This window comes from Candidatus Eremiobacteraceae bacterium, assembly GCA_036511855.1.
In the GTDB taxonomy this organism is placed as follows: Bacteria; Vulcanimicrobiota; Vulcanimicrobiia; order Eremiobacterales; family Eremiobacteraceae; genus JABCYQ01.
The window spans coordinates 1-4,524 of record DATCBN010000028.1 but is presented as its reverse complement, the minus strand read 5'-3'; the positions used below and the strand labels follow the sequence as shown (position 1 = coordinate 4,524).

Below are 4,524 nucleotides of genomic sequence, written 5' to 3'. Positions count from 1 at the left end.
CGTGGAGATATCGGGCGAAGCAGAAGACGGCGCGTCGATCGATCAAACGTGGACGTTCCGCGTCGATGCCGGCACGAACTACGACTACGCATCGTCGGTCATCGGCTATTATCCGTCGATATACGGCTATCGGCGCTACGGTTTCTTCCCGCCGGGATTTTCGCTCTATTCGCCCGGTCCGGCATTTCTGTACGCAGGCAACATCTGCGAAGTGATTTTCTTCAGCCGATACTTCCCGTACGGCAGCGGATTTTTCACCGTCGGCGGCATCCCGGGGCATTTCGCGATGCATCCGTGGTTCGGCTTTCCGGGTTTCTATTGGGGCATGATGAACGTGCCGTTCGGCGCGCATGCTCGAGCCGGCGTTTTGGCTGCGCGATTCAAGACGAGCGATGGCCGCACGGTCGTCGTCCATTCGACCGCGCCATTTCGCATCGACGGTACGCGGCGCACGCCGCCGCCCGACGTTCGTTATGCGGTGATGCCGTCGATCGTCAATCAGCCGAGGACGCCGCGCGGTGTGGTCACGTTCCACTCCACGCCTGTCGCATTCCGTCCGGTCGCCGGCGGTTCGTTTGGATACTCGCGTTATGCGCCGACGACAACGCTGCCAAATGCTAGCCGTCCGCTGATCGTCGGCCCGGGGCCCGTCACGCCGGTGTTCACCGGCCCGGCACCCATGCCGATCAACGGACCCGTGATGGTTCCGATGCCCGTGCAACCAGCTGCGCCCAGGCCATTGCCTCCGCCGACGATTTCGTTGCCGCAGGGCCCGTCGCGTCCGATCCCCGCGCCACCGATCCCGAAGAATCCCCCGAACGCGTAACGCGATTTTCGGTTAGGCGCCATTTGCGATGCGCATTGCGATCGTGTCGGATATCCATGGCAATCGAACCGCGTTCGAAGCGGTTCTTGAGGATCTGCAGCAAACCGCACCGGATTTGATCTTGCATGGCGGCGATCTGGCTGACGGCGGCGCGAGCCCTGTTGAAATTGTGGACCGCATCCGCGAGCTTGGCTGGCAAGGCGTGGCCGGCAACACCGATGAGATGCTTTGGCGGCCAGAGTCGCTGACGGAGTTCGCGAGTCAGTCGCCCAAGCTGCAGCCGCTCTTCGCCGCGATCGCGGAACTGGCGGCGGCGACGCGAGAAGCGCTGGGTGAAGAGCGACTCGCGTGGCTTCGCGATCTGCCGCGCGTGCAAGTTCATGCGCCGATGGCGCTGGTTCACGCGACTCCCGAGAGTCTCTGGCGCGCGCCCTCTCCGGATGCCGCCGATGCTGAGTTGGAGACGACGTACGGTCCGCTCGGCCAACCTATTGCCGTTTATGCGCACATCCATCGTCCGTATGTTCGAAACGTATCGGGGATGATCGTCGCCAACACGGGCAGCGTCAGCCTGTCGTACGACGGCGACACGCGTGCTTCGTACTTATTGCTGGACGGGTCTACGCCGACGATTCGGCGCGTGGAGTATGATCTGGCTAAGGAGCTCAAAGCTCTTTCGAGCTGCGGTTTTCCCCACGCCGACTGGATTGCGAGGAGCCTCGAGAACGCCGCCGTCCAAATGCCGTAACGAAGAACGGATTCGCTAGACGCGACGTCATCTCGGGTCGCCGAAGTTCGGCGTCCCTTGAAGTCCAACCGGCCGCGACTACTTTTGTTCGGCGGTGCTATCGGCGTTAGGAGAATCGACCGTGAGCGCAGATGTGATGACTAAACCCGCTTCAGAAGCATCGCCGGTTCTCACGGCCCGGATTGCCGGCGTCTTTTATCTGCTCACGTTCTTGACCGGCGGACTTTCTCTCGCCTTTGGCGGCAAGGTTATCGTTTCCGGCGACGCGGCGGCAACTGCGATAAATATCATGGCGCACGTGCCGGCAGTGCAGATCGATTTCGAAGCCGACGTTCTCGTGGTCGCGTGGTACATCGCTGTGACTGCCCTTTTCTACGTGCTATTCAAGCCTGTGAATAGAACCGTCTCTTTGCTCGCTGCGTTCTTCAGCCTCGTGGGATGCGCTATTTCAGGAATTGGCTGCCTCCTTGATCTCGCTCCCTTAGTCGTGTTGGGCGGGGATAAGTATTTGAATGTTTTCTCGACGGAGCAATTGCAGTCGCTTGCGTACATGTTTCTCAAACTGAACGGCACAGCCCACAATATCCCGCTGGTTTTTTTCGGTTTCTATTGCCTCTTGATCGGCTATCTCGTATTCAAATCGACCTTCATGCCTCGAACGATCGGTGTGCTGATGGCGCTTGCCGGTTTGAGTTGGCTGACATTTCTGTTCCCGCCGCTCGCGAGCTTTCTGTATCCGTTCAATCTGTTGCCCGGCATCGTCGGGGAAGGATCGCTGACCGTGTGGCTGCTGGTGATGGGCGTGAACGCGCAACGATGGCGGGAGTGGGCTGTTGCACTAAATTGAGTGATTGATAAACAATCTGGCCGACCATGAAGGTCGGCCCCACAGACTCGGTGCCTCCACAGAGCGGGTGGGCCACAATATAATCGGGGCAAGCGATGCTTGCCCTAGTACGTTAGAAGAAAATTTTGGGCAAGCGATGCTTGCCCTAGTACAAAGGCCCTAAAACGCTACGTGTAGGCGGATTGGCTCACGTGGTCGAGCAGCCATGGGGCGGCGGACGGCGTGAGCGGCGTGTTGCAGAACGCGCACTTCGTGGCGGACATCGGCGCCGGCGCGCCGCACGACGGACAGTGTGTCGGTCCGCCGAGTTGTGCCGTTTTCGGCGTGACAGTGCCGGTTGGCCGGACGAATGTTGCGAACTCGGTGAAAGTCTCGCTTTGAATACTACCTTCAGCCGCGACGCCTGTTGCCGTGTCCAGCGTATAGCGAACAGCAGTGCCGGCCATCCGCACGACCAACGATTCGGAAATCCCATCGAGCGCGACTTTGAAGAGCGTGGTGCCGTCGAGCTTCAGACCGCTGATCACTCGGCGGAATCCCTCATTTTTCCACGTGTCGATCTTCGCCGCTAGTCGCACCGCGAACTCGGGTGTCACGACATCGCGCGCTCCGCTCAGATCCATCGCGCCTTGGGCCAACGTAGCTTGGACATACGCTCTGGCGGCGTAGTCCATAAACGCAAACTCGTTGAAATCAGGGTCGATTTTTTGCAGCGCATCGATTTGCTGGCGTGCCTTTTGCCACATCGGCTGTGACGCGAGGTCGGGACCCAACGGCGACGTATCGGGCATCAAATCGGTCTGGGCGAAGTAGCTCGGTGAGACACGCCAATATGCGCCCCACAGGAATCTTAAAAATTCCATCATCGTCAGTTCACCACTTCGGCACGGCGCAGCGCGGCCTTCACAAGGCGCTCGATAAGTGCGGCGTAGTCGATGCCCGCCGCGGCCGCGGCCTCCGGAAAAAGACTGAACTGCGTTAGGCCGGGCAAGGTGTTGCACTCCAACACGTAAAGTTTGCCGTCGTTGTCGAGCAGCACATCGGTGCGCGAATAGTCGCGGGCGCCAAGCGCGCGATGCAGATCCAGCCCGAACTTCTGCATGCGCGTCGTGTTCGCCGTGTCGACATCGGCCGGCACGCGGTGCGTGCTGCCGCCGGGGGTATACTTCGCCTCGTACGAGTACGACTCGTCATTTGGGATGATCTCGACGACGGGCAACGCCACGTCGTCCAACACCGCGACGGTGAATTCCCGGCCGCCGACGTAGCGTTCGACGAGAATCCGGTCGCCGTTCACCGCCGCGTCGCGGATTGCAGGCTCCCAGTCGGCCTGCTCGCTCACGATGTGCACGCCCACCGAGGACCCGTCGGCGACGGGTTTGACGACGCACGGACAGCCGATGTCGACCGGGATCGGCGGTATGACTGCGCCGGGCGCGATCGCTTCGATGACCGCGGCGGGCGGTGTCGGAATTCCTTCGGCGCGCATCAGCGCTTTCGAAATCCACTTGTCCATCGCGACGGCGCTTGCGCGCACGCCCGAACCTTGGTATGGGATCCGCAGCCATTCGAGCATGGCCTGTACCGACCCGTCCTCGCCCGCGCCGCCGTGGAGCGCGATGAAGACCGCATCCGGCCGGCGCTCGCGCAAGTTCTCGACGAGCTGGTCGTCGTAATCCGTCGCAAACGCGGCGTATCCGAGCCGTTCGAGCGTCGTCAAAACCCCGGCACCGGTCTGCAGGCTGATCTCACGCTCCGCGGAGCGCCCGCCCATCAGCACGGCGATCGTGGAATTACTCACGGCGATTCACAGCACATGGACTTCCAATTCGAGCGACACCGCCTGCTGCTCGAAAACTCTTTGTCGCACTTCTTCGATGAGCGCAAGCACGTCGGCACACGTCGCGCCGCCCGAGTTGACGATGAAATTGGCGTGTTTTTGCGAGACCTGTGCGCCCCCGTGGCGCATTCCTTTGCAACCCGACGCTTCGATGAGCCGCGCCGCGTGGTCGCCCGGCGGATTGCGGAAGATGCTGCCCGAGTTCGGCATCTCGATGGGCTGCGTGGCGCGCCGCTTGTCGATGCGCCGGCGCAGTTCTTCTT

Annotated in this window: 6 protein-coding genes; 3 read left to right on the top strand and 3 right to left on the bottom strand. The window is 61.2% G+C overall.

Annotation, left to right across the window (positions count from 1 at the left end):
• The 3 genes from VII69_04325 to VII69_04315 all read left to right on the top strand — a co-directional run.
• A partial coding sequence (locus tag VII69_04325; protein HEY5094328.1) for a hypothetical protein occupies positions 1–826 on the top strand: 826 nt, incomplete at its 5' end.
• Between the two features lie 28 nt (positions 827–854).
• Positions 855–1,574 (top strand): metallophosphoesterase family protein, encoded by a 720-nt coding sequence (locus VII69_04320; GenBank protein HEY5094327.1) that lies wholly within the window; start codon positions 855–857, stop codon positions 1,572–1,574.
• 121 nt (positions 1,575–1,695) lie between these two features.
• The gene (locus tag VII69_04315; GenBank protein HEY5094326.1) at positions 1,696–2,421 is read left to right on the top strand and encodes a DUF4386 domain-containing protein; all 726 of its coding nucleotides are present in this window, start codon (positions 1,696–1,698) and stop codon (positions 2,419–2,421) included.
• Between the two features lie 167 nt (positions 2,422–2,588).
• On the opposite strand, the gene VII69_04310 is transcribed toward VII69_04315, so the two are convergent.
• From VII69_04310 to murB, 3 genes are all read right to left on the bottom strand, one after another.
• Positions 2,589–3,287, bottom strand: coding sequence for a Tim44 domain-containing protein (locus VII69_04310; GenBank protein ID HEY5094325.1), 699 nt, complete (start codon positions 3,285–3,287; stop codon positions 2,589–2,591).
• A gap of 2 nt (positions 3,288–3,289) precedes the next feature.
• Positions 3,290–4,222 (bottom strand): D-alanine--D-alanine ligase, encoded by a 933-nt coding sequence (locus tag VII69_04305; protein HEY5094324.1) that lies wholly within the window; start codon positions 4,220–4,222, stop codon positions 3,290–3,292.
• Positions 4,223–4,228: 6 nt separating this feature from the next.
• Positions 4,229–4,524, bottom strand: a 296-nt coding sequence (gene murB / locus VII69_04300) for a UDP-N-acetylmuramate dehydrogenase (GenBank protein HEY5094323.1), incomplete at its 5' end; no start/stop codon positions are given.